A 23,569-nucleotide genomic window follows, 5' to 3' on the forward strand; every position below is an offset into this window, starting at 1 on the left:
TGACCACTAAAGCAGATGCCTAAGCTTTTGGAGGACTGGTGTCTCTGCCGACGGACGAACCAGGGCAACCCGAACGGCAGGCGGCGGCCAGCCGCCCTGGCGGGCGTTCGGCGCGGGTCCGGGCAGCGGTCTTCGAGGCGGCCACCGAGCTCCTGCGCGAGCCCGACTGGAGCCGCATCACCATGGCGCGGATCGCCGAGCGCGCCGGGGTCAACCCCACCACGGTCTACCGGCGTTGGGGTTCCCTGGAGAATCTGGTCGGCGATCTCGCCGACGCCACCGTGTCGGAGCGGTCCCCCCTGCCCGACACCGGAACCCTGGCCGGAGACATCCGCGCGCACTCGGAGATCCTGGTCAACGACCTGACCGGGGAGAACCGGCGCTTCCTGCTGCGGGCCCTGATCATCGCCGGGAACGGCACCGGCGACGACGACTCCGGCCAACGCGCGCTCCTCGAGGGCACCGGCGGCGCACGGGTCATGTTCGAACGCGCCGCCGCCCGCGGTGAACCGTCGGTCGACGCCATCGGCTACTTCGAGGGCGTCGTCGGGCCGCTCTACGGCTGGGCCCTGCTCGTGCCCGCTCTCGTCCGCAAACGCGCGCCCGCCCTGGTCGAGGAATTCCTCGCCGGCCTGGAGAACCGCAGGCCGTAGCCCCGTTGCCTTCCTCGTCGGCAAATCGGCAAATCGGCAAAGGGGCGTTCGAGGAGCCCTCGCTGCCGGGCGCCGACGTCGTCCACGTTCCGCGCATCCGGAGGAGACGATCACCCGCGGGTCAGTGCCCCCAGCCGGTGCAGGCGGCCGAGCCGTCGGGCAGTTCGACGCAGGCCCGTACCTCGGACGGGCGGGCGACGCCGATCATCAGGGTGTAGAGGTACCGGCCGGGGACGAGGACCATCCGTGACTGGTGCCGCCCGCCGGTGGTGTCGACCCGCACCCGGTCCCCGCCGCGCGGCTCCGTGACCCGGCCCCAGGCCGCCCGGCACGTCGGGCTGAAGCGCAGTTCCACGGTCCGCCCGGCGATCTCCCGCCGTGCCCGGGTTGCCGCGTCCGTCCAACAGTCCGTGTCCTGCTGTTCGGCGTCGCGGTCCGTGCAAGTCGCCCCCCGGCAGGTACCGCTGGTGGGCCCCGACACGGGTTCGCGGTGCCGGCCGCCGTACGTCCATGCCACGGCGCCCACACTGAGGGCGATGGCCAGCAGGGTCCCGGCCGCCACGAGGAGGACGGCGCGGCGCGGCTTCCGAGGAGCAGGGGGCCGGTCCGCGGCCACCGTCTCCGCCCTCGGCTCTTCCGACGCGTCCGCGCCCGGCGGCACCGCTTCGGAACGGTCGGTGGTCGAGGGGGCGCTGGTCGCCCAGGCTGTGGTCGACGGACCGGTGGTCGACGGGTCGGCGGTCGACGGGTCGGCGGTCGACGGACCGGCGGTCGACGGGTCGGCGGTCGACGGACCGGTGGCGCGGGCGTCGCGTCCGCTCCAAGCGCGGTCGGCGAGCTGCCACAGCGCCAGCAGCCGTGCGGGATCCGCGCCGCTCAGCTTCGCCAGCGTCTCCACCGCATCCCGGGGCGGAAGCGTCTTGCCGTTGAGATACCGCTCCCAGGACGACTTGCTGTACGCGGTCCTGGCCGCGAGCGCGGCAAAGCTCAGGCCGGTGCCCTCCCTCGCCTCCCGCAGCCGCTCCACCAGGTGGCGGACCTCGGGTGCGGTGGCCGCCCGCGGCGTACGGCCCGGGTCCGGCCGGGCGCCCTCAGTCACCCGGCTTCCTGAGCTCGCGCCAGGTCATGGAGCCCACGATGCCGTCGGCGGCGAGTCCGCGGGACCGCTGGAACCGCTGGACCGCGGCCCTGGTGTTGGGTCCGAACGAGCCGTCGATCCCCTTCGGGTCGAAGCCGTGCCGTCTGACCAGGCACTGCACCTCGGCCACCGCCTCGACGGTGATGCCGACGTGGTAGGTGTCGGTGAGGGTGGTGCTGTGCCCGGCGTACAACAGGCCGCGGCGCAGGGTGAAGTAGCAGGGGAACGTCTCGGCGGAGTAGGTGGAGGTCGGCACCTTCGTGGTCGCGGCGGCCGTGGCCGGCTGAGCCGACGGCGACCCGGGCCAGGTGATCGCCACGACCACCGCCGCCAGTACGGCGAGGGCCGCCACCACCACGGCCACTCCGGCCACCTTCGCGACCGGCCGTCCGCGGCGCGGAGTCCGGCCGCCGTCCGGTCTCCCGGTGTCCGTCCGCTCGCCCGGGGCCGGTGGCTCCCGGGACTCCCGGGGCTGCTCCACAGGCGCCGCCCGGAGAGGCTCCGGCTGTTCCGGCTCCTGCGGAGCGTGCGCCGCGGGATCCGGCGCGGTGGCGGAGGTGGCCACCTCCCACAGTGCCGCCAGGCCGATCCGGTCGCCACCGCACGCGTCGGCCATGGTCTGGACGGCGTTGCGGGGCGGGGTCACCCTGCCGTTGAGATAGCGCTCCCAGGACGACTTGCTGAACCCCGTCCTGGACGCCAACGCGGCCATGCTCAGCCCGCTGTGGTCCTTCAACCGGCGCAGCTCGACCACGAGTCGGCGGATCCGGGGATCCATCGACTCGGGCAGCGGCTTCCATCGCGGCATGCCCCAACCCTTCGCGTACGCCGTTGCACACCCGTCCAGCCCCCGTCCCGCCTTCACGATATCCGCACATCCCGCCGCCCCGTCGTCCCACACGACGTCTCGCCAGGTCAGCACCGGGATCGTCCCTCGATGTCCCAACTGGCCTTTATCCATAGCCGGTTGGGCAGCCGACCGACCAAGATGGGGCGCGCACCGACCACGCCGCTTCCCGGCACCACAACTGGCTCCGGCTCCGACCACTCCCGCGGTTTCTGACCGCGGCGACTCCCGGACAAGCTCGCGCGGGGTCGACGGGGGTGTCCCCGCGCGAGCTCTCCCCATCCCGGAGGATCCGGCCGACCCGGCCGACCCCGGCTAGCCCCGGCCGAGCAGGCCGTCGTCCTCGCGGCTCACCTCGTGGTGGCGGCCGTCGGGGCGGGGCAGCGGCTTGAGGTCGACCTGGATGCGATGCGTGGAGTCATGGCTCACCGAGCCGCCCAGCCGGGCCTCGACCACGCCCAGGCGCAGCCCCGCCCCGCCCTCGCCGGCCCGGTGGAACTGCACCGAGAACTCGAGGCTGACCTGCTCCACACTGAACCGCCAGTCGCTCTCGGCGCCTTCGGCCTGAGCCCTGGCCAACTCCGCGCGTACCGTGCCGATGGCCTCCGCGAGACCGATCGGTTCCGGATCCCCCATGGCAACACACCGCCGGCTTCCGTTGATTGACCGATCCGACCAGGTCCCAAGTCTAGGGACGCAGCATGCCTCGCGCGTAGTGTGAGACAGCATGGGGGAACTGCGTGCGGACTGGAGACTCCGGCTGCGACGCGGGGACGCGCACGGTCCCGTCTGCGGGGCCGGGGTTCTCGTCGACCAGCACACGGCACTGACCTGCGCACACGTGGTGCGTCACCCGGACGCCGTGATGTGGCTGGAGTTCGCCGAGAACAACGCGCTGGAGCCGGTGGCCGCGCGTGTCGCGCCGGGCGGCTGGCTCCCGGAGGCCGAACACGGCGAGGACGTCGCCGTGTTACGGCTGGAGAGCCCGCGGCCCCGGGCCCGTCCCGCCCGGCTGGAGCCCCGGATCGGAGCCGGCACGGAGGTGTACGCGACCGGCTACGCGGAGGGCTTCGACGACGGCATGAACCTGTGGGGCCGCATCAGCGGTGCCAGCGGCGAACGGGTGCAGCTCGACGCCGTCACCAAGGCGCAGGTGGTGCGCGCCGGCTTCAGCGGCGCCGCCGTGTGCACCCAGCCGAGGGACGACCGTCCGGCCCTTGTGGTCGGCCTCGTCGTCAGCTGGCGGGGTGACCTGGGCGAGCTGCTGCCCGAGGACAACCGGCTCGCCTTCTCGTATCTGATACCTGTCGACCGGATCGCCGAACTCTCGCCTCTTGTCGCGGAGTTGAGCAGACCGGACGCCTGGGACCACGAGTTCGGGGAGCGGCTGACCCGGTGGTTCGGCGACCCGGACGAGGACCCGGTGAAGATCACCGTGGTACCCCCGGGCAGCGGCAAGGACCGTTCGCTGCGTCATCTGCTGCACCTCGCCGACATCGTCCACCGCGGCGGCGACAGCAGACCGCAGCTCGCCGACCACGCCCTGGGCCGGATCTCGTTCCCGGTGGGCGAATACCTCGCCCACTGGGACTGGCTGCTCGGCGCCGCGCGCCACCCCCCGGGCGTCGCCGCGTTCGCGCCCTCACCCGCTCCCGCCCTCGGTCCCGGACAGCCCGCGCGGCCTGTGCGGCCCGTTCGGCCGGTTCGCCCCGTGACCGTCGTCGTCGACGGGCTCGACGAGGAACCCCGGCCGGGCCCGCTGCTCGAACTCCTCGCTCGGCTGCGGGAGTTGGGCTTCCGGCTGCTGCTCGTCTTCCGGCACGAGGGCGGCCCCGGCTGGACCGCGGCCCGCGACGACCTGCTGCGGCCCGCGCTGCTCCGCCACACGGACGCGCTGCTCGGCCGCCTGGAACTCGCGGAGTTGGGCAACGCCGTCCGCCGTGACGTCGTCGACAGCGCCTCCCTCGGCCCCGTCACCGAGACGGCCGACCTGCGCCGGGCCGAGCGCCGCCGGATCAATGCGTTACCGGACCCGCAGCAGCAACTCGCCCGGCTGCGGGCGCTGATCAGGACGCTGCGCGCCGACCTGGACCGTCAGGGAGGCCGTTGATGCGGCGCGCCCGGACCGGGCCACAAGGGCAGGCGACAGCCGGATGACCAGCTGCCCGCACCGGAACTTCGACGGCTCCCCCTGTGCCGGCACCGTCCTGCCCACCGGCTGGTGCGACCTGTGCGGCCGCGCCGAACAGCACGCCGGACTGCCCGCCCTGCCCGACGATCCGCGGGACCTCGGCCCCCGCGGCCTCCTCGCGCTCCCCGGGCGCGCCGCCCGCCCCGTCGAGGCCCGGCTCGTCCGTCCCGAGGCACCGCTGCGCATCCGCATGGGCTGCTCGGCCGCCGACTGCGGCATCACCTTCGCCCCGCCGTACACCGAGGGGCCGGTGCCCATCAAGGGGTACTGCCCGGCCTGCGGCGCACGCTACTCGTACGAGCCCGAACTCACCGCGGGCGAACTGCTGCGCGACCAGTACGAGATCATGGGGCCCATCGCGCACGGCGGCCAGGGCTGGGTCTACCTCGCCGAGGACACCCATCTCGGTGACGTCGTCGCCGTCAAGGGGCTGCTCAACCGGTACGAGCACGACGGCGCCCGGCTGGCCGACCTCGAACGCCGCAACCTCGTCGCCATCCGGCACCCGCGCATCGTCCAGATCCGCGACTTCGTCGCCCGGCGCGACGCCGGCGGTGCCACCACGGGCGGCCACATCGTCATGGACGACGTCGGCGACGGCACCCTGGCCAAGGTCGTCGAGGAGACCCGGCGGGGCGAGTCGGTCCTCGACATCGAGCACGTCGCGGCGTACGGCTGCCAGATCCTCGAAGCCCTCGCGCATCTGCACGACGGCGGCGAACGGGTCTTCGTCTACGGGGACATGAAGCCCTCGAACGTCGTGCACCACGGAAACGGCGTCAAGGTCATCGACCTCGGCGGCATGCGCGAGGAGGGGCAGAGCACGCCGCCCGCCCATGTCACCCCCGAGTACATGGCCCCCGAGACCGCGTTCTCGGGCCTGCCCTCCGTCGCCCACGACCTGCACACCGTCGGCGTCACCCTGCGGGAGCTCGCCGGCTGGGCGGTGGACCGGGCGCCCGGCCTCGGCGCGGAGTCCTTCCGCCGGGTCGTCGAGCGTGCCGTCCGGGACGACCCCGGGCGGCGTTTCGCCGACGCCCGCGAGATGGCCGGCCAACTGCGCGGCGCGCTGCGGGAGATCCGGGCCCTGCGCGGCAAGAGCGACCCGCCCGAGCCCTCCGACTACTTCCGGCCGTCCCCGCAGCTGCTCGGCGCCCGGCTCGGCACGGTGCCGGCCATCGAGCACTGGCTGGCCCGGCCCCGTCCCGACCGGTACGGGCCGCCCGTCGCCCCGGCCCTCGACCTCGGCGCCCCCACCCCCGCCGAGATCGCCGGCTGTCTGCCGGTGCCGAGGCGGTATCCGGGCGACCCGCAGACCGCGCGGTTCGAGGTGAGCAGCGGCTACGACCCCGGGCAACTCCTCGACCAGGAGGACGAGAAGCCGCGCTCGGTGGAGATCTGCCTGCACAACGTGCGGGTCCTGCTGGACCGGAACACCCGGGACGACCTGGAGCGGGCGCAGACCGAACTCGACACCGCGGACTCCATCCCGGGGCCGTCCGCCGTACGCCGGTGGCGGCTGGAGTGGCACCGCGCCCTGCTCGCGCTGCGCAGCGCCGGTCTCGACGGCAACCCGCAGCAGGTCGCCGAGGCCAGGAACCACTTCATGCGGGTCCACCTCGAACTGCCCGGCGAGTACGCCCCCAAGCTGGCCCTCGCCTACTGCGGGGAACAGCTCGACGACGACACGGCCGGGCCCACCGCCGCGGAGCTGTACGAGGCGGTGTTCGCCCGCAACCCCGCGCACGGCGGCGCCGCCCTGGGCCTGGCCAGGCTCGCGCTGCGGGCGGGCGACCGCCGGTCGGCCCTCGACGTGCTGGGCCGGGTGGGGCCCGGCACCCTGGACCACACCGTCGCCCGGATCGCCTCCCTGCGCATCCGCGCGGCCCGGCTGCCCGGGGACGTCGATCCTCCCCCAGACTCCGTCCGGGGGGACCCCCATCTCGCTTCGCTCCCCGCGCCCGCCGAGGTGGACGCGGCGCTGGCCGAACTGCCCGCTCTGGTGGGCCGCCGGCCGGGCGCCGGCGAGCCGAGCCTGTCCGAGGAGGAGGCGCTGCGCCTCCGTACCGAGCTGCACGAATGGCAACTGGACGCGCTGCACCGGCTGAACGACCGGCCCGGTCCCGTCGGCCGGCTGGACGCCCGCCGGCTCAGACGCCTGACCGCGGCGGAGCGCGAGCTGCGCCGGCGGCTGGAGTCGCTGTACCGGCAACTCGCGGCCCGGCACCGGGAGTCGGGCGCCACCCACGAACACCTCGTGGACCTCGTGCACGCGGTACGCCCGCAGACCCTGTTCTGACGGCACGGAAGACCCTGTTCAGACCGCACGAAAGGCCCTGCTCGGACGGTACGAAGGGAAGGAGCGGTGACGTAGGACATGAGCAGCCACACCCGGCCGCCGCAACCGGGCATCCGTCTGCGGGTCGACCTCGACGGCGATCCGAGTCCGCACCGCAGCGCGAAGATCGAGGCCCGGCTCCGGGTCGACGTGGCCGCCGACGGCGCCCCCACCGACCTGCCCGCGGTCGAACTCGCCGTGATCATCGCGGTGGACGTCGCCGAGCGGAACCGGGCGGCCGTCCGGCACGCGCTGCCGGCCGCGCTGCGTGCCCTGCCCGACCGGATCTCCTTCGCGGTCCTCGGCGGCGGTCCCGAGCCGGTCCGGTGCTATCCGCGGGGCGACGGCGAATGGGCCGTCGCCGATCAGCACCACCGGCGCCGGGCCGCCTTCGTCGCGGGCTCGCTGCCGCTGCACCGGGGCGGCCCGCGGCCCGCCGGGTACGCCGACTGGGTTGCCGGGGCACGCGCCCTGCTGGCCGGCCGCCCGCTGTCGGTACAGCATCTGGTGCTGATCACGGACGGCAGCAGCGCCGCCGGGGAGCACCGTCCGGAGACCGACGGCGGCGGTGCCGCGGCGGAGCACCGTCTTGAGGAGGAACTGGACCGCTGCGCGGGGCAGTTCACCTGCGACGTGTTCGCGGTCGGCGCCGACTGGAACCCCGACCCGCTGCTGGACCTGGCCGAACGGCTGCACGGCACCGCGCAGTTCGTGGACGACGGTCTCGGCCGGGCGGTCACGGACGCCATCGCGCGGCTGCGCCGGGTGCACACCCCGCAGCTGCCGATCGAGGTGACACTGCGGCCCTCCGTACGCCAGGTCTCGCTCAGCGAGAAGGCGCCCCGGCCGCACCGCCTCGGCGGACTGCCCCAGCCCGGCCGGCCGCACCGCTGGAGCTTCCCGACGTACCAGTGGGAGCAGGGCAGCCGGGACTACCTGCTCACGCTGGTCGCCGACGCCGACGCCGACCCGCTGGAGACCGAGTTGCAGTTCGCCATGGTCTCCGTCGGGGACGTCCACGCACCCGTCGTGGCCCGCTGGCACCTTCCCGACCAGTCCGCGCCGCACGCCCCGGCGGCGGGCCCCGGCAGTGTGCGCAGCCTCAATGCCACGGCCCAGATGCGCGGTGCGCTGCGCGAGGGGCTCGCCGCGCTGCGGGACCACCGGCGGGACACGGCCGAGGAGTGTCTGGGGCAGGCCGCCCGGCTGGCGGCCGGGCTGGACATCGGCTGGGTGCTGGACGAGATCCGCACGGTCGCCGAGGTCGAGGACGCGGCCGAAGGGCGGATCCGGCTGCGCGCCGTCGACGCCGACGCGCTCGGCCCGATGATCCTGCGCGCCGGGTCCCGGCCCGGCGCACCCCCGGCCGACACCGCCGGCCCCCGGCCGGGCCCGCGCTGCGGCAACTGCGGCACCCCGGCCGGCAGCGAGGCCCGGTACTGCATCGCCTGCGGGAAGGAACTGCTGTGACGACGAGCGTGCGCGCGGCCCGGCTGCGCCGGTACTCCCCCGCCGCGTTCTGGCGCGGGCGGCTGCGCCCCTGGCGGACCCGCCGGCTGCTGGAGGCACACCTGCTGGTGGCGTTCGTGTGCGCGGTCGTGGCGGCGACCTCGCTGTCCCTGTCCTGCCGGCAGACCCAGCGGGGCACGGAGGCGCTCGCGGCCCGGGAGGCACCGGCCGTGCAGGGACTCGCCGCCGCCCGGCTCGCGGCGCTGCGCTCCTACCAGGAGGCCGAGTTCCTGGTGGACCGGAAACTCGTCGACGTCGCGGGCTCGGGCGAGGCCTACCGGTCCCAGCTGTCCGCCGCCGATCAGGGCCTGTCCCGGATAGCCGACCGCACCGACCAGGACCTCGGCACGGTCGACGGCCTGCTCGACACCTACGGCAACTCGCTCAGCGTGGGTACCTCCGTCTACCACGACCAGCCCCTCATGCGGGAGCAGAAGCTCGAGGAGGCGCACTCGCTGCTCACCCGGAAGACGGTGGGTCTCGTGCCCCGCCTGCACGACCTGGAGGCGGTCCAGCTGCGGCACGCCGAGGCCGCGACCGCCCAGGGGCACTGGCAGCTCGCCGGCTGGTGGCTCGGCGAACTCGCCCTGGCCGCACTGGCCCTGACCCTGCTCTCGGCGCTGTTCGTGCTGCGCGACCGGTGCGGCCGGGACTGGAATCCGTACCTGCTCGCCGCGCTGGTCCTGACCGCGCTGCTGGCGGTGGTCCCGCTGATGGCGGCGTCCGCCACCGAGCACGGCGTCCACGCGGCGCTCGGCGACCTGGGGCTGATCACGAAGATGTCCGGGCGGGGCGGGCTGGCCGGTGCGCAGCAGAGCGTCACCGACACCTCGGAACGGATCCACGAGGAGCTGACCGACGGCACCTGGACCGGCCGGGTGTACGAGGGCACGTTCGTCGGCGGCCTGCTGGTCGTCGTGCTGCCCGCGCTGGGGCTGGCGCTCCGGTTGGACGGCGACTACTGGAGGCGGCGGTGACCCGGCGGCTGCGCGTGCTCGTCTTCCTGGTGGTCATGGTGCTGATCGCGGCCGGCGGTCTGGTGGCGGCCTGGGCCCGGCACGACGACGAGGAGCCGGTGACCATCCTCGGCACCTGGACCGGTCAGCAGGCGGCGCAGTTCGAGTCCCTGCTGCGCGGCTTCGGCATCCCCTTCCACTACCAGGGCACCGCGGCCCAGCGTGAGGTGCTGCTCTCCAAGGTGCAGTCGGGCGAACCCCCGGACGTCGTGATCATGCCGGGCATCGGCGAACTCGCCGAGTACGCCGGCCAGAACCGCCTCAAGCCGCTGAACGGTCTCTACGACCCACAGGAGTACGGCGCTCCCTGGAAGCCGACGGGCACCTCGTCCGAAGACGTGTACTGGGTTCCGGTCAAGGCGGACCTGAAGAGCATCGTCTGGTACCGCCAGGGCGAGAAGCCCGCGAACTCACCTGCCCCGTTGCGGAGTTGGTGTATCGGCATGGGAGACGACGGGGCCTCCGGCTGGCCGGGCACCGACTGGATCGAGGATCTCGTGCTGCAGCGGTCGGGCCGGGACACCTACCAGGACTGGGTGCTGGGCGAGAACGGCGTGACGTGGGGCAGCGCTCCGGTGCGCACCGCCTGGGAGGCCTGGGTCTCGCTGCTGCGCCAGGACCGGGGTGCGGCCCGGCACGCCCTGCTCACCGACCACCGCGGTGACCCCAACGGCCGCGGGCTGCTCTTCGACCAGTGGCGCGGGTGCGGCCTGGAGCACCAGGGCTCCTTCGCCCGCTCCTTCTACAACGCGGACGACGCCCGGCGCGCCCGGCTGACGGACTCCGCACCGCTGCTGCCGGAGAGCGACGGCACGGTCCGGGGCCACGAGGTGAGCGGCGACTTCGCGGCGCTCTTCAGCGACCGGTCCGCGGCCAAGGACCTGATCAGAAAGCTGGCCTCGCGGGAGGGCCAGCAGAAGTGGGCCAAGCTGGCGGACGTGTTCTCCGCGAACCGCGAGGTGCAACCGCAGGGCGGCACGGTGGAACGCGAGATCGCGGAGCGGCTCCGCACGGGCCCCCGCTGCCTGGACGCCTCGGACGTGATGGCACCCGCCGTACGGGACGCCTTCTACGAGGCCGCCCTGCTGACCATCGCGCGGGTCGCCGCCGGCCAGGACCCCGGCATCCCCGGCCTTCTCCAGGACATACAACGCGTGCAGAACGCCCAGTCCGCACAGAACGCCGCCGACACCGCGGCGGCTCCGAAGTCGGTGTGCAGCACGCGGTGAACGGCTGCGCCCCCTCGGTCGGAACCCCATGACAGAGCGATGGGCAGCAAGGCCGAGGTCGCCACTCACCGGGCGAGCGGGCCGTCCTCCGCGGGGGGCGGCCCGCTCGTGCCGCGTACCACCAGTTTCGGGTCCAGCACCGCCTCCCGCGGCTCCAGTTCGGGCTGCTCCAGCCGCTCCACGGCGAACCGCACCGCGTACTCGGCCATCAGCCGCGCGTCCTGGCGGACGGTGGTGAGGCCGATCGGCATGAGGTGGGAGAGATGGCTGTCGTCGAAGCCGACCACGGAGACGTCTCCCGGAACCTCGACACCGGCCCGCGTCATCGCCATCAACACACCCATCGCACAACGGTCGTTGCCCGCCAGCACCGCCGTCGGCAGCGGCAGCCCGCGGTCGCGTTCCGCGAGCAGCAGCCGTCCGGTCTCGATGCCGGACTGCTCGGTGTGCTCGCCCGGTATCACCCGGATCTCCGGTTCCAGCCCGTGCCGGCGCATCGCGGCCCGGTAGGAGCGCCTGCGCTCGGCCGAGCCGGGCCCCCGGCCGCCGTCGATGTGCGCGATCCTGCGGTGTCCGAGCTCGACCAGGTGGTCCATGGCCTGCCGGACGCCCTTGTTCTCCGCGCTGTGCACGAAGTCCACCCGGGCCCGCGGCACCCGGCGGCTGACCGACACGGTCACGGCACGCCGGCCGAGGGCGTCCAGGTAGCCGGGGTCCGCGTCCGGGCCGAGCAGGATCAGCGCCTCGCAGCGGTGGCCGAGCAGCGCCTCCACCGCCTTCTCCTCGCTGCGGCCCTCGGCGGCCGCGGAGAGCAGCACGTCGTAGCCGAGCCGCTCGGCCTCCGGGTAGATGCCCTCGATGAGATCGGTGTGGAAGGTCTGGTGGACGGTGAACATCACGCCGAGGGTGCGGCTGCGGCCCCGGGCCAGCAGCCGGGCCGCGCTGTCCGGGCGGTAGCCGATCTCGTCGGCGACCCGCAGCACCCGCTCACGCGTCTCGCGGCTCGCACCCGGCTGGTTGCGGAAGACGATCGACACCAGCGCCCGGGAGACCCCCGCCCTGTCGGCGACGTCGGCCATCGTCGGCCGCTGGCGCCTGCCCGCTGCATCCACCTGTGCACCCACCCTTCGACGGAGCCCACCCTAGGCCCCGCCCCGGAAGCTCCCGGAAATCTCCCGGCAACGAGGTATTGACATGACATTCGGACAGGGGTCATCGTACTCCCACTAGAGCGCGCTAGTAGAGCGCGACAAAGGCCCGCTCCGACGCGGCAGAGTCCCCTCCCCGAAGGACACTCCATGGCAACGGCGCCAACCGCCCTCCGCACCACCGCCGGCAACCTGTGCCTGGGCTCGGCCCCCGACTCCTGGGGCATCTGGTTCCCCGAGGACGAGCACCAGGTCCCCCACCGGCTACCGGCAGCTCAAACAGGTCATCGACGCCGGGCGGATCGGCGAGCCGCTGATCGTGCACTGCGCCCACCGCAACCCGACCGCCCCCGAGTCCTACACCTCCCCGATGGCCGCGCTGGACATGGCGGTGCACGAGATCGACGTGCTGCGCTGGCTCCTTGACGACGAGATCGTCTCCACCCAGGTGGTCCTGCCGCGTTCCACGAGCAAGCGCTTCGAGCACCTCACGGACCCGCAGATCATGCTCTTCGAGACCGCCAAGGGCGTCCGCATCGACCTGGAGGTCTTCGTCAACTGCCAGTACGGCTACGACATCCAGTGCGAAACGGTCGGCGAGAAGGGCCTGGTCCGGCTGCCCGACCCGGCCGCGGTCGGCGTCCGCACCGCCGGACACCACAGCACCGCGATCCTCACGGACTGGGCGGGCCGCTTCAAGGACGCCTTCGACACCGAGTTCCGCGAGTGGATCACCGGCATCGCGGCAGGCACCGAACCCACCGGCCCCACCGCCTGGGACGGCTACGCCGCCACCGTCATCACCGCCGCGACCGTCGAGGCCCTGGAGTCGGGCACCGTCGTCGCCACCGACCTCAAGCCCCGCCCGGCCTTCTACGGAGGTACCGCGTGAAGATCGCCCTCGACCCGTACATGTTCCGGGCCCTGCCGATCGACGACATGGTGCGCACGGTGGCCGAACTCGGGTACGAGTACATCGAGTTGTCGCCGCGTGACGACTTCATGCCGTTCTTCCTGCACCCGCGCGCGGACGACGGGCGGATCGCGGAGCTGAGGAACTCCCTGGGTACGCACGAAGTACAGCTGTCGTCCGTCCTTCCGCTGTACAAGTGGTCGTCCCCGGACGAGGCGGAGCGGCAGGCGGCCGTCCGCTACTGGAAGCGGATGATCGAGATCACGGCGGAGCTCGAATGCCCGCTGATGAACAGTGAGTTCAACGGCCGCCCCGAGCGCGCCGCCGAGAGCGAGGCGGCGTTCTGGCGCTCGCTGGAGGAGCTCCTCCCCGTCTTCGAGCGCGAGGGCATCGCCCTCAACCTGGAGGCGCACCCGGACGACTTCTACGAGGAGAACACCCCCGCGGTCGACCTGGTCCGCGCGATCAACAAGCCGTGGGTGAACTACCTCTACTGCGCCCCGCACTCCTTCCACCTGTCCGGCGCCGACCCGACGGCCGACATCGCGGCGATGATGCGCTACGCCGGCGACAGGCTCCAGCACGTGCACATCGCGGACTCCTTCAACCACAAGGGCTCCAGCGGGCTGCGCTACATCCTCAACCCGCCCGGCACCACGGCCCGGATCCATCAGCACCTGGACATCGGCCAGGGCGAGGTCGACTGGGACGCCTTCTTCGGCACCCTGCGCGAGCTGGGCTTCGACGGGGTCGCCACCGCCTGCGTCTTCGCCTGGGAGGAACGGGCGCGCGAGTCCTCGGCGTTCATGCTGGACCGCATCACGAAGGAGCTGGCGGCGTAGCGCTGCGCCGGGAGGGCCGGGACATGCCGGCTGCGGCGCCGTCGTGGCTGGTCGCGCAGTTCCCCGCGCCCCTTTGGGGCGCTGCTCAGCCGAGGGCCTCTTCCATCGCCCTCAGCCAGTCGTCGACCGGCCCCATCACCAGGAACCCGCTGCCCGCACCGGCGAGTTGGCCGGCTGCCGGGCGCAGCGCCGCCCGGCAGCGGCGCAGGGTAGGACGGTCGCCGAGTTCCAGGGCGACGGCCGCCGCGACGCACCACAGTGCCTCCTGCACGAGGTCGGCAGGAGGCTCGGGCAGTCCGCGCAGCGCATCGCGGGCTGCCCTTTCGTCGTCGGCGGCAAGGGCGAGCGCGGGGCGGATCCAGGGGAGGTACGGGCCCCAGTCGGCGCCCGGGTCGACGGCGTCCCGGATGCCGTACGGCCGTCCTGCCAGCCGGACGCAGAGCAGCGCGAGGGGGAGCAGCCCGTCACGCACCCCGGGCATACCGGGCCCGTCGAGCAGTCGGCCGACCTCACGGTAGGCGGCCTCGACGGCACCGGCTCTTCCCCCGCCGTGCCCTGTCCCGCCCGTCGCCGCCAGCCGCAGCGCCCGGTAGCCCTCCGTGAACACCCTTGCCAGCGGCAGTTCATGACGGTCCGCCAGTCGGTCGGCCGCCTCCGCGTGTTCGTCGGCGGTCGTGAAGTCGGCGAGCGCGGCGCGCGCCTGCACCCGGACCAGATGGCCGAGTACCTCATGGGTGACCAGGCCGTGCCGGGCCGCCAGGGCGACCAGTTCGGTGCCGAGGGTGTCGCGGCGCGGGGCGAGGCCGGCCCGGGTGCAGGACTGCATGAAGACGCCGTTGAGGGCGAAGGCGAGCAGCGCCGGGTCGTCCAGGCGGCGGGCGAGGCGCTCCGCCTCGGCGGCGGCTGCCACGGCACGGCCGGACCCGGTACCGCGTGACTCCAGGGCGACGGTGGCGAGCAGCCGGCAGCGGGCCGCGTCCTGGGCGGGGGCGGCGGGGAGCCGGGCCAGCGCCCCCTCGGCGGCCCGGACGATCCGGCGGGCGCCCGTCTCGTCGTCGGACCGGGTCCAGATCGCGGGGACGTCGTAGGCGCCGATGACCCGGGCGGTGAGTTCCGGGTCGCCGAACTCCTCGGCCGCGGTGATCGCCGCGAGCCGGTGTTCACGGGCGGCGGCCAGCCCGTCGGAACCGGTCACAGCGAGGGTGCGCAGCAGTCCGACGGTCGATTCGAGCCGGGCCCGGGATCCGGCGGCGACGGTACGGTCGTACGCCGCGGCCGCCCGGGACCAGACCCTGGCCGCCGCGGCCCCGCGTTCCGCGTCCAGGCCCGGGTCCTGCGCGAGGATGCCGGTCTCCAGCCGGCGCAGCGCCCGGCCCGGCTCGACCCCCAGCTGATCGGCGAGGAGCGCACGGGCCCGGCGCAGCACCGCGAGGGCGTCGCCCTGGCGGCCGGTCCGGTAGAGGGCGAGCGCCAGCAGTCGCCAGGCCTCCTCACGCCACGGGTGCCCGGTGAGGTGGGCGTCCAGATCGGGCACCGCCTCGGCCGCCCGGCCCGCCGCCAGCAGCGCCTCGGCCCGCTGCTCCACGGCCCGCAGCCGCAGCTCGGCGAGCCGGGCCCGTTCGCCCCTGCACCACTCCTCGTCCGCGAACTCGGCGTAGGCGGGCCCCCGCCACAGCTCCAGCGCCTCCCCCAGCAGCCGTGCGCCCCGTCCGGGCTCCTCCTGGCCGGCGGCCGCCACGGCCTCCTCGAACCGCCAGGCGTCGACCGCCTCCGCGCGCAAGGCGTAGCCGGGGCCGTCGGTGACCAGCAGCCGGGCCGGGGCGCGGGGCGGCCGGTCGGGTTCCAGGGCCCGCCGCAGGTCGCCCACGAAGGTGCGGAGGGCGCCGACGGCGGTGGGCGGCGGCTCCTCCCAGAGGTCGGCGACCAGCCGGGCGACGGGCACCACGCGTCCGCGGGCGACGATCAGCCGGGCCAGTACGGCGCGGTGCCGGGGGCCCTTCAGGGCGAGCGGGAGGCCGGTCCGCTCGGCCGTCACGGGTCCGAGCACCCCGAAGGCGACCTGGACGTTCCTCACCCGCCCACCGTACGTGCCGCACACGCTGCTGATCGGCTGCTGATCCGGGCACGGGAGCCTCGGCGCATGAACATCCCCGGTTTTCGGCGGCACCGCGTCCCGGTCGCGGACGGCGTCGCCCTGCACACGGCCGTCGGCGGCACCGGCAGCCCGGTCGTCCTGCTGCACGGTTTCCCCCAGACCCACCTGATGTGGCGGCACGTGGCCGCCGGCCTCGCGGACCGGCACACCGTGATCTGTCCCGACCTGCGCGGCTACGGCGCCAGCGACAAACCGGCCGACGCGGACGGCACGTCGTACGCGAAGCGGACCATGGCCGCCGACGTCGTGGCGCTGGCGCGGGCGCTCGGTCACGAGACCTTCGCCCTGGCCGGGCACGACCGGGGCGCGCTGGTCGCCTTCCGGGCCGGGCTCGACCACCCGGACGCGGTGACGCACCTGGCGCTGCTGGACGTGCTGCCCACCCTGGACATGTGGGAGGTGCTGCACGGCGCCCCGGCCGCCGTCGCCTTCCATCTGTATCTGATGGCCCAGCCGCCGGGTCTGCCGGAGGAGTTGATCGGGGCGGCCCCGGACCGGTTCTTCGGCCACTTCCTCGACCTGTGGACCCGCGATCCCGCGGCGATCCCGGCCGGTGTCCGCGCCGCCTATCTCGCGGCCTGCCGGGCTGCGGTGCCCTCGATCGTGGCCGACTACCGTGCCTCGGCCGGTGTCGACGCCGAGCACGACCGGGCCGACCGGACCGCCGGGAACGTGCTCCGCATGCCCGTCACCGTGCTCCAGCAGGACTGGGGTGCCGCCCTCGGCTACGACGCGGCCGCGCTGTGGCGGGCCTGGGCCCCGGACCTGGAGCACCACACGGTGACGTGCGGGCACTTCATGGCGGAGGAGGCGCCGGACGAGGTCACCGCCGCACTGCGGAAGCTGCTGACCCGCTGACCGGACGGGTCCCGACGGCACCGGGGCCCGGCCGCACCGGGGCCCGGTGCCCGCGTCCGGGTCAGGCCTTGCCGAGGGTGACGTCCTGCTGGCTGGTGGCGTGGAAGAACGGCAGCGGCAGGCCGCCCGCGGGGCGCAGCTCCATGATCGTGGCCTCGACGTGGGCCGCGCCGGGCTTCAGCTTCTCCGAGGTGACCTCGCCGGTGTTCTCCCAGTGGTGCTCGGCGCCGTCGCACACGGCCCGGGTGCCGCCGATGCCGTGCCGGTAGTTCGGGGAGTCCTGGCTGACCGAGGAGCTGATGAACACCGGTCCCGTGGCATCGGTGCAGGTGTAGGTGCCGGACAGGGTGAGGGTGCCGTCGGCGGCGAGACGGCCGGTGGGGTCGACGGTGACGGACTCCTTGGCGGCGTCGGTCGTGGTGGCGGCGGTCGCGGGGGCGACGGCGGCGCACAGCAGGGCGACCGAACCGAGGGTCGCGGCGAGGACGGGGCGTACGGGCATGGTTTCCTTCCCGGATCACGAGGTGGGGGTATGCCCTGCATACCGGGCGGCCGGGCCCCGGAGCGTGATCGTCACCCCTTCGGTGGCGCGTCCCGCCGTGCCCCGCAGCAGCCCGGTCGTATCCCGGAGCCGCCGCGACCGTCGTGGCGGCGTCCGGGAGTTGTCCGCGTGTTGTCACAGGTCGCGGCAGGGGGTTCCGCGTCGTTCACGCCAGGAGGATGGTCTGGACATGCCGGTCGGCGACGGTGCCGGAGGCAGCCCCGTGGAGGTGCGCCATGTGTTCCCACCAGTCCCCGAGCGCGACGGCCGACCTCGGCCCGGCACACATCGTCGCCGCCCACCCCGAGCAGGGCTGGACCCTGCTGTGCGACGGGGCGGTCGTCTTCGACGACACGGGCGAGCTGCACGCCGACGGCAGCGTGGTCCCGCCGCACCGCGGCCCGGCCGACCGCCTCGCCATCGCCGCCTGACCCGCCGCCGGGTGCCGTGCACCGGCCACCGGACACCCGGCCACCAGGCGCCCGGGACCGGCCCCGGAGCACTGACTCACGTTCAGCCGTGCACCGAAGGTGACCAGCAGCGATGCCGGGGACCTAAAATGATCAACGTGCCCGAGCAACACGCCCCGCGGTCCCTCATCGTCACGCTCTACGGCGCGTACGGCCGCTTCCTGCCCGGCCCGGTGCCCGTCGCCGAGCTGATCCGGCTGCTGGCCGCCGTGGGCGTGGACGCCCCGTCCGTACGTTCGTCGGTGTCCCGGCTCAAACGCCGCGGGCTGCTGGTCCCGGCCCGTACCGCGCAGGGCGCCGCCGGATACGAACTCTCCGCGGAAGCACGGCAGTTGCTCGACGACGGCGACCGCCGGGTGTACGCCGACGCGCCGCCGGAGGACGAGGGCTGGGTGCTCGCGGTGTTCTCGGTGCCCGAGTCGGAGCGGCAGAAACGGCACGTGCTGCGCTCCCGGCTGGCCGGACTGGGCTTCGGCACGGCCGCGCCGGGCGTGTGGATCGCCCCGGCCCGGCTGTTCGAGGAGACCCGGCACACCCTGCGCCGGCTCGGCCTCGACCCGTACGTGGACTTCTTCCGGGGCGAGCACCTCGGCTTCGCACCCACCACCGAGGCGGTCGCCCGTTGGTGGGACCTGACGGCGATCGCCAAGGCGCACGAGCAGTTCCTCGACGCCCACGAGCCGGTGCTGCGCGACTGGGAACACCGGACGGACACTCCGCCGGAGGACGCCTACCGCGACTATCTCCGCACCCTCGACTCCTGGCGCCACCTGCCGTACACCGACCCCGGACTGCCGACGGGCCTGCTGCCCGCCGACTGGCCGGGCACCCGCTCGGCCGCCGTCTTCCGCGCACTGCACGACCGGCTGCGGGCGGCCGGGGGCGCCTTCGCCGGCCTGTGACCTGCCACCGGCTCTGTGAACACACGGCCCCTTTGTGAAATGTTCATTGCAGGACGCTGTGACCCCTTGCCTACCAGGAGTCACTCAGTCAAACCTCAGCTTCCTTAACCACTCCTCTCAGACTTCTTACCTACTCTTCGACGGGTCGTTCGCGAGTTCGCCGAGAAGGTAAGGAAGAGGTCTGTTGCGCATGACCACCACGCCAAGGGCTCAGGGAGCCACGGTCTGGCTGACGGGACTGCCGAGTGCGGGCAAGACGACGATCGCCCGCCTCCTCGGCGACCGGCTCAAGGCCGAGGGACATCGCGTGGAGGTCCTCGACGGCGACGAGATACGCCGCTTCCTCTCGGCCGGCCTCGGCTTCTCCCGGGCGGACCGCAACACCAACGTGCAGCGCATCGGCCTGGTCTCCGAGGTGCTCGCGCGCAACGGCGTGCTCTCCGTCGTCCCGGTCATCGCCCCCTACGCCGACAGCCGCGAGGCGGTGCGCACCCGGCACGAGAAGAGCGGGACGCCGTACCTGGAGGTGCATGTGGCGACCCCGGTCGAGGTGTGCAGCGAGCGGGACGTGAAGGGCCTGTACGCCAAGCAGGCCGCGGGTGAGCTGACCGGGCTGACCGGCGTCGACGACCCGTACGAGCCGCCCGTCGACCCGGCGCTGGTGCTGCACACCGAGCAGCAGAACCCGCAGGAGTCGGCGGACGCGGTGCACGCGCTGCTGGTCGAGCGGGGGCTGGCATGAGCACCTTCACGCTGTCCCACCTGGACGCGCTGGAGTCCGAGGCGGTCCACATCTTCCGCGAGGTGGCCGGCGAGTTCGAACGGCCGGTGATCCTGTTCTCCGGCGGCAAGGACTCCATCGTCATGCTGCACCTCGCGCTGAAGGCCTTCGCCCCGGCGGCCGTCCCCTTCTCGCTCCTGCATGTGGACACCGGACACAACTTCCCCGAGGTCCTGGAGTACCGGGACCGTGTGGTGGCCGCACATGGGCTGCGCCTCCATGTGGCCTCCGTACAGGACTACATCGACCGCGGTGTACTGCGCGAACGCCCCGACGGCACCCGCAACCCCCTCCAGACCGTCCCCCTCACCGAGAAGATCCAGAACGAGAAGTTCGACGCGGTCTTCGGCGGCGGCCGACGCGACGAGGAGAAGGCCCGCGCCAAGGAACGGGTGTTCTCCCTGCGCGACGAGTTCTCCCAGTGGGACCCGCGCCGCCAGCGCCCCGAGCTGTGGAACCTCTACAACGGCCGCCACGCCCCCGGCGAACACGTCCGCGTCTTCCCGCTCTCCAACTGGACCGAACTCGACGTCTGGCAGTACATCGCCCGCGAGGAGATCGAACTGCCCCAGATCTACTTCGCCCACCACCGCGAGGTGTTCCAACGGGGCGGGATGTGGCTGACCGCCGGCGAGTGGGGCGGCCCGAAAGACGGCGAGAGCGTCGAGAAGCGCCAGGTCCGCTACCGGACCGTCGGCGACATGTCCTGCACCGGCGCCGTCGACTCCGGCGCCGACAGCATCGAGAAGGTCATCGCCGAGATCGCCGCCTCCCGGCTCACCGAGCGCGGCGCGACGCGTGCCGACGACAAGCTCTCCGAGGCCGCGATGGAAGACCGCAAGCGCGAGGGGTACTTCTAGACATGAGCACCACCATCGACACCCTGCGGTTCGCCACCGCGGGCTCCGTCGACGACGGCAAGTCCACCCTCGTCGGACGGCTCCTGCACGACTCCAAGTCGGTCCTCACCGACCAGCTGGAAGCCGTCGAACGCGCCTCCGCCAGCCGCGGCCAGGACGCCCCCGACCTCGCCCTCCTCACCGACGGCCTGCGCGCCGAACGCGAACAGGGCATCACCATCGACGTGGCCTACCGCTACTTCGCCACCCCGAAACGCCGGTTCATCCTCGCCGACACCCCCGGCCATGTGCAGTACACCCGCAACATGGTCACCGGCGCCTCCACCGCCGAGCTGGCGATCATCCTCGTCGACGCCCGCAACGGCGTCGTGGAACAGACCCGCCGGCACGCCGCCGTCGCCGCCCTGCTGCGGGTCCCGCACGTCGTCCTCGCCGTCAACAAGATGGACCTCGTCGGCTACGAGGAGTCCGTGTTCGCGGCGATCGCCGGGGAGTTCACGGCGTACGCCGGTGAGCTGGGCATCCCGGACATCACCGCGATCCCGGTCTCCGCCCTCGCCGGCGACAACGTGGTGACCACCTCCGCCGCCATGGACTGGTACGGCGGCCCCACCGTCCTCGGACACCTGGAAACCGTCCCCGTCGGCACCGAACTCGCGGACGCCCCCGCCCGCCTGCCCGTCCAGTACGTCATCCGCCCGCAGAGCGCCGAACTCCCCGACTACCGCGGCTACGCGGGCCGGATCGCCTCCGGGGTGCTGCGGGTCGGCGAGCAGGTCACCGTCCTGCCCTCCGGCCTCACCAGCACCATCACCGCCATCGACGACCTCGGCACACCCGTCGACCGCGCCCGGGCGCCCCAGTCCGTCACCGTCCTGCTCGCCGACGACCTCGACATCTCCCGCGGTGACCTGATCGCGCCCAGCGCGCAGGCCCCGGCCGTCACGCAGGACATCGCCGCCACCGTCTGCCACCTCCACGAACGCCCCCTGCGCGTCGGCTCCCGCGTCCTGCTCAAACACGCCACGCGCACCGTGAAGGCGGTCGTGAAGGCGCTCCCGCACCGCATCGACCTCACGCACGGCCTCACCCGCGATGCCCGCCCCGGCGAGTTCGCCGTCAACGACATCGGCTCCGCCGTCCTGCGCGCCTCCGAACCGCTCCCGCTGGACGCCTACGCCGACTCCCGCCTCACCGGCTCCTTCATCCTGCTCGACCCCGCCGACGGCGCCGTCCTGGCGGCGGGGATGTGCGAGTAATTGACGTTTTGTCAAATAGCGTCTACAGAAAGCCAATTGAGGTCGGATTAAGGTGCTGAAAGGACACCCGCAGGTCATTTCCCCGGTGTAGCTTCTCCCCGTCGGCAGGGGGCTTGAGCAAGGGGGGATGCGTGGTTGCCGCTCCGCAGACCGAGAAGTTCGCCGCCTACCTTCGGATGCTGAAGGACCGCAGCGGCCGGGGGTACGACCGCCTCGGCAAGGAGGCGGGCGTCAGCGGTTCCAGCCTGCATCGGTACTGCTCCGGCGCCGGCGTCCCGACGGACTACCGGGCCGTGCACGCCTTCGCCAAGGTGTGCGGCGCCAGTGCGGAGGAGCTCCGCGAGCTCCACCGGCTGTGGGCGCTGGCGGACACCGACCGGGGCGCACCGGCCGTGACCGCCGAGCCGACCCCGGACCCGGCCACGCCCACGCCCACGCCCACGGCACTGGAACCGGACCCGGCCCCGGACCCGAAGTCGGAGCCGGGTGACGTCACCCCGCCGGAGACCGCTCCCGGAGGGACCGGGAAGCCGCCGCGGCCCCGGTTGCCCGGGAAGCTGTCCCCTCGTTTCGCGATACTGGCCGCCGCGGTCGCCGTGGTGCTGGTGGCCGGCTCCCTGTGGATGCGGCTGCCCGGCGGAGGCTCCACCGGTGCCGCACCGGCGGCCGGCGGCGAACTGCTCTATTCCCCCGCGTGCGCAACGGTGAGCATGGGGCAGCACGACGAGTGTGTGCGCGAGGTCCAGAACCTGCTGACGCGGGCGAAGGGCCGACTCGCCGTCGACGGGGACTTCGGGCCGGAGACCCTGCGCAGGGTGACCGCGTTCCAGGTGCTGGCGGGTCTGCCGGCCACCAGCGTGGTCGACGACGCCACCAAGAAGGCGCTCTACGCGCAGAAGGTGAGGATGACGACCTGGTCGCCGGCGAGGGTGGCGCAGCGGATCCGTGAGGTGTTCGCCGAGGATCCCGGCACCGCCGTGGCCGTCGCCCGCTGTGCGTCGTTCCTCGACCCGCTGTACGTCCTGCCCAACACCGACGGCAGCCGCAACTGGGGTGTCTTCCAGATCTCCGACGCCCGCCTGCGGGACCTCGGCGGCACCCCGCTGCGGGCGTTCGACCCGGACTGGAACATCAGGGCGGCGCACCGTCTGTGGAGCGTCCGGCACGACTTCCACGACTGGCCCTCCTGCGAGGCGGCCCTGAAGAGCACACCGAAGAGCTGAAGCCCGGAGCCCGGACCCTTCGCTCCTCAGCGGTTGGCCGGCCGGTCCAGGCCGGCCCGGCCGTCCTGCCCCATACCGCATACGTCGGCGGTGATGTGCTGATTGCCGGGAAAGGCATGAAGGACGCCCCGCGGCCGTTACGGTCGCAGCCCGGCCACTCCGAGGGGGAGTGGGGAGCCGGTCCGTGGCATCGGAACCGGCAGGTACTCGTGGGGGGACGGATGCTCGACGACGAGCTGGCCGCTTTGGCCACCGCGGGGGCGGCGGCGGTGGTGCAGGCCGCCGGCAGTGACGCGTGGGAAGGCTTCCGGCGGCGGCTGGCCCGCTGGCTGGGCAACGGCGATCAGGACCGTGAGGACGCCGAGTGGCAGCGGCTGGGCGAGTCCGCACACGTTCTCTCCGGCTCGGTGCCGCCGCAGGAGGCGCACGTCCTGCGCCGGCGTCAGGAGGAGGCCTGGCAGACCAGGTTCGAAGCCCTGTTCGCCGGTCTGGCCGACGAGGAACGAGACCGGATGGCGGCCCGGCTTCGCTCTCTGCTCTCCGGCTTCGACGCCGAGCAGCCGACCAGGGGCGACGGGTCGGTGACACAGGGGAGGGTCGATGTCAGAGCCGACCGAGGTGCGTTCGCCGCCGGTGTCTTCCAGGGGGAGCTGAATCTGTCCCACCCTACGGTGCCGGTTCCGGAACAGGGCTGAC

Annotated in this window: 21 protein-coding genes and 2 pseudogenes; 17 read left to right on the plus strand and 6 right to left on the minus strand. The window is 73.3% G+C overall.

The genetic code is table 11. The features are described 5' to 3' along the window. Positions 1-38 precede the first annotated feature (38 nt). Positions 39-653 (plus strand): TetR/AcrR family transcriptional regulator, encoded by a 615-nt coding sequence (locus ACWGKQ_RS12860; RefSeq protein WP_453291944.1) that lies wholly within the window; start codon positions 39-41, stop codon positions 651-653. 121 nt (positions 654-774) lie between these two features. On the opposite strand, the gene ACWGKQ_RS12865 is transcribed toward ACWGKQ_RS12860, so the two are convergent. From ACWGKQ_RS12865 to ACWGKQ_RS12875, 3 genes are all read right to left on the minus strand, one after another. Continuing rightward, complete coding sequence (locus ACWGKQ_RS12865) at positions 775-1,752, minus strand: helix-turn-helix domain-containing protein (protein ID WP_453291945.1); 978 nt, start codon at positions 1,750-1,752, stop codon at positions 775-777. Further along, positions 1,745-2,599: a helix-turn-helix domain-containing protein gene (locus tag ACWGKQ_RS12870; RefSeq protein ID WP_453291946.1), complete on the minus strand. Its 855-nt coding sequence runs from the start codon at positions 2,597-2,599 to the stop codon at positions 1,745-1,747. Before ACWGKQ_RS12870 ends, ACWGKQ_RS12865 begins: the two co-directional genes overlap by 8 nt. A gap of 354 nt (positions 2,600-2,953) precedes the next feature. Further along, the gene (locus ACWGKQ_RS12875; protein WP_453291947.1) at positions 2,954-3,274 is read right to left on the minus strand and encodes a trypco2 family protein; all 321 of its coding nucleotides are present in this window, start codon (positions 3,272-3,274) and stop codon (positions 2,954-2,956) included. A 91-nt stretch (positions 3,275-3,365) separates the two neighbouring features. Between ACWGKQ_RS12875 and ACWGKQ_RS12880 the strand changes: the two genes are divergently transcribed. From ACWGKQ_RS12880 to ACWGKQ_RS12900, 5 genes are all read left to right on the plus strand, one after another. Beyond that, the gene (locus tag ACWGKQ_RS12880) at positions 3,366-4,748 is read left to right on the plus strand and encodes a S1 family peptidase (RefSeq protein WP_453291948.1); all 1,383 of its coding nucleotides are present in this window, start codon (positions 3,366-3,368) and stop codon (positions 4,746-4,748) included. A 43-nt stretch (positions 4,749-4,791) separates the two neighbouring features. Then, a complete protein-coding gene (locus ACWGKQ_RS12885; RefSeq protein WP_453291949.1) occupies positions 4,792-7,128 on the plus strand; it encodes a tetratricopeptide repeat protein in 2,337 nt (778 codons plus the stop codon). A 78-nt stretch (positions 7,129-7,206) separates the two neighbouring features. Further along, on the plus strand, positions 7,207-8,637 hold the full coding sequence (locus ACWGKQ_RS12890; RefSeq protein ID WP_453291950.1) for a hypothetical protein: 1,431 nt from the start codon (positions 7,207-7,209) through the stop codon (positions 8,635-8,637). Continuing rightward, positions 8,634-9,653 (plus strand): hypothetical protein, encoded by a 1,020-nt coding sequence (locus tag ACWGKQ_RS12895; protein ID WP_453291951.1) that lies wholly within the window; start codon positions 8,634-8,636, stop codon positions 9,651-9,653. The genes ACWGKQ_RS12890 and ACWGKQ_RS12895 overlap by 4 nt, the downstream gene beginning before the upstream one ends. After that, entirely contained in the window at positions 9,650-10,921 is a 1,272-nt protein-coding gene (locus ACWGKQ_RS12900; RefSeq protein WP_453291952.1) for a carbohydrate ABC transporter substrate-binding protein, read from the plus strand. Before ACWGKQ_RS12895 ends, ACWGKQ_RS12900 begins: the two co-directional genes overlap by 4 nt. Before the next feature lie 65 nt (positions 10,922-10,986). Here the strand turns inward: ACWGKQ_RS12900 and ACWGKQ_RS12905 are convergent, their stop codons facing one another. Next, the gene (locus ACWGKQ_RS12905; RefSeq protein WP_453291953.1) at positions 10,987-12,000 is read right to left on the minus strand and encodes a LacI family DNA-binding transcriptional regulator; all 1,014 of its coding nucleotides are present in this window, start codon (positions 11,998-12,000) and stop codon (positions 10,987-10,989) included. 219 nt (positions 12,001-12,219) lie between these two features. On the opposite strand from ACWGKQ_RS12905, the pseudogene ACWGKQ_RS12910 reads away from it, so the two are divergent. The 3 genes and pseudogenes from ACWGKQ_RS12910 to ACWGKQ_RS12920 form a co-directional block, all read left to right on the plus strand. Then, positions 12,220-12,330, plus strand: a pseudogene (locus tag ACWGKQ_RS12910) (2-keto-myo-inositol dehydratase); the annotation flags it as partial. Beyond that, positions 12,320-12,961: pseudogene (locus ACWGKQ_RS12915) on the plus strand (Gfo/Idh/MocA family oxidoreductase); the annotation flags it as partial. The pseudogenes ACWGKQ_RS12910 and ACWGKQ_RS12915, both read left to right, overlap by 11 nt. Next, positions 12,958-13,824 (plus strand): sugar phosphate isomerase/epimerase family protein, encoded by an 867-nt coding sequence (locus ACWGKQ_RS12920; protein WP_453291954.1) that lies wholly within the window; start codon positions 12,958-12,960, stop codon positions 13,822-13,824. The pseudogene ACWGKQ_RS12915 and the gene ACWGKQ_RS12920, both read left to right, overlap by 4 nt. 85 nt (positions 13,825-13,909) lie before the next feature. On the opposite strand, the gene ACWGKQ_RS12925 is transcribed toward ACWGKQ_RS12920, so the two are convergent. Continuing rightward, positions 13,910-15,898, minus strand: a complete 1,989-nt coding sequence (locus ACWGKQ_RS12925) for a BTAD domain-containing putative transcriptional regulator (protein ID WP_453291955.1) — start codon at positions 15,896-15,898, stop codon at positions 13,910-13,912. 66 nt (positions 15,899-15,964) lie between these two features. Here ACWGKQ_RS12925 and ACWGKQ_RS12930 point away from each other — a divergent pair, with 66 nt between their 5' ends. Continuing rightward, entirely contained in the window at positions 15,965-16,837 is an 873-nt protein-coding gene (locus ACWGKQ_RS12930) for an alpha/beta fold hydrolase (protein ID WP_453291956.1), read from the plus strand. A 61-nt stretch (positions 16,838-16,898) separates the two neighbouring features. Here the strand turns inward: ACWGKQ_RS12930 and ACWGKQ_RS12935 are convergent, their stop codons facing one another. Next, complete coding sequence (locus ACWGKQ_RS12935) at positions 16,899-17,339, minus strand: DUF6299 family protein (RefSeq protein WP_453291957.1); 441 nt, start codon at positions 17,337-17,339, stop codon at positions 16,899-16,901. A 275-nt stretch (positions 17,340-17,614) separates the two neighbouring features. Between ACWGKQ_RS12935 and ACWGKQ_RS12940 the strand changes: the two genes are divergently transcribed. The 7 genes from ACWGKQ_RS12940 (at position 17,615) to ACWGKQ_RS12970 (ending at position 23,568) form a co-directional block, all read left to right on the plus strand. Beyond that, positions 17,615-17,809: a DUF5999 family protein gene (locus ACWGKQ_RS12940; protein ID WP_453291958.1), complete on the plus strand. Its 195-nt coding sequence runs from the start codon at positions 17,615-17,617 to the stop codon at positions 17,807-17,809. 128 nt (positions 17,810-17,937) lie between these two features. Next, positions 17,938-18,750: a PaaX family transcriptional regulator gene (locus tag ACWGKQ_RS12945; protein WP_453291959.1), complete on the plus strand. Its 813-nt coding sequence runs from the start codon at positions 17,938-17,940 to the stop codon at positions 18,748-18,750. 190 nt (positions 18,751-18,940) lie between these two features. Then, positions 18,941-19,492 carry an adenylyl-sulfate kinase gene (gene cysC / locus ACWGKQ_RS12950; RefSeq protein WP_453291960.1) on the plus strand — a complete coding sequence of 184 codons (552 nt, stop codon included), beginning with the start codon at positions 18,941-18,943 and terminating at the stop codon, positions 19,490-19,492. Next, entirely contained in the window at positions 19,489-20,391 is a 903-nt protein-coding gene (cysD, locus tag ACWGKQ_RS12955) for a sulfate adenylyltransferase subunit CysD (protein WP_453291961.1), read from the plus strand. The genes cysC and cysD overlap by 4 nt, the downstream gene beginning before the upstream one ends. Positions 20,392-20,393: 2 nt before the next feature. Beyond that, complete coding sequence (locus ACWGKQ_RS12960; RefSeq protein WP_453291962.1) at positions 20,394-21,650, plus strand: sulfate adenylyltransferase subunit 1; 1,257 nt, start codon at positions 20,394-20,396, stop codon at positions 21,648-21,650. A gap of 131 nt (positions 21,651-21,781) precedes the next feature. Beyond that, the gene (locus tag ACWGKQ_RS12965) at positions 21,782-22,873 is read left to right on the plus strand and encodes a helix-turn-helix domain-containing protein (RefSeq protein ID WP_453291963.1); all 1,092 of its coding nucleotides are present in this window, start codon (positions 21,782-21,784) and stop codon (positions 22,871-22,873) included. Positions 22,874-23,094: 221 nt separating this feature from the next. Next, entirely contained in the window at positions 23,095-23,568 is a 474-nt protein-coding gene (locus tag ACWGKQ_RS12970) for a hypothetical protein (RefSeq protein WP_453291964.1), read from the plus strand. The last annotated feature ends 1 nt before the right edge of the window (position 23,569 follow it).

It is taken from the genome of Streptomyces sp. NPDC054770 (assembly GCF_053611985.1).